The organism is Bradyrhizobium sp. 153 (genome assembly GCF_023073835.1).
Lineage (GTDB): Bacteria > Pseudomonadota > Alphaproteobacteria > Rhizobiales > Xanthobacteraceae > Bradyrhizobium.
Map to the genome: position 1 here is coordinate 1 of NZ_JADPKH010000071.1, position 896 is coordinate 896.

Sequence of the window (896 nt, forward strand, 5' to 3'; positions counted from 1 at the left end):
CTGAGCACCTGATTCGCGAGGGTGCTCTATGGGCCTGACATTTAGGGATCGATCGGCAAAAGGCTGTTTGCGGTCCTTGGAAGGTGAATGTTGGATTGATCGAGAGAGGAGTGGATGCGAGTTTAGGGATGCGCGGCTCGGCGACAGATTCCGCAAACTGCTCACGCAGATTGGAAGCGCCATGGGACAAAGCATTCCGCTAGTCTGCCAGGATTGGGCGAATACCAAGGCAGCCTACCGCTTCTTCTCTAATGACCGGGTCAGCGAAGCGGACATTCTGGCCGGCCATTTCCAATCGACACGTGATCGTGCCGCCGCCACTGAAGGTCTCGTTCTTGTGCTGCACGACACGACCGAATTTAGCTATCGACGCGAGAAGTCAGAAGCGATCGGCATCACCAAGAGCATCAACAGTGGACGGGATAAGGCGGGTCGCCTCAGATCGCACACGGTTTGCGGCATTCTGATGCATTCGAGCCTCGCGGTTACAATCGAGGGGGTGCCGCTGGGGTTGGCTTCCGTTAAGTTCTGGACCCGGAAGAAATTCAAGGGGACGGCAGCGCTTAAAAAGAAGATCAATCCGCCCCGGATTCCCATCGAGAAAAAGGAAAGCGTCCGGTGGTTGGAAAATCCCAAGCAGTCTACGCAACTCTTGGATCATCCGGGACGATGCATCCATATCGGTGATCGCGAAAGTGACATCTACGAGCTTTTCTGCGCAGCAAAGGAGATCGGAACTCATTTCCTGAACAGGACTTGCGTCGACCGCTTGGCTGGAGACGGGGATCACACGATCGCCGACGAAATGGACGAGGTCGCCGTCAAGGGCTCCATCGCATCGAAGTCAGAGACAGCAATGGCGATCCCGACCAGGCCGTTCTTGAGATCAGGTATCG

At 55.7% G+C, this 896-nt stretch carries 1 protein-coding gene; it reads left to right on the forward strand.

Annotated elements, in window-relative coordinates:
- Positions 1-28 precede the first annotated feature (28 nt).
- On the forward strand, positions 29-896 hold an 868-nt coding region (locus IVA91_RS15830; protein WP_275996512.1), incomplete at its 3' end, for a transposase DNA-binding-containing protein.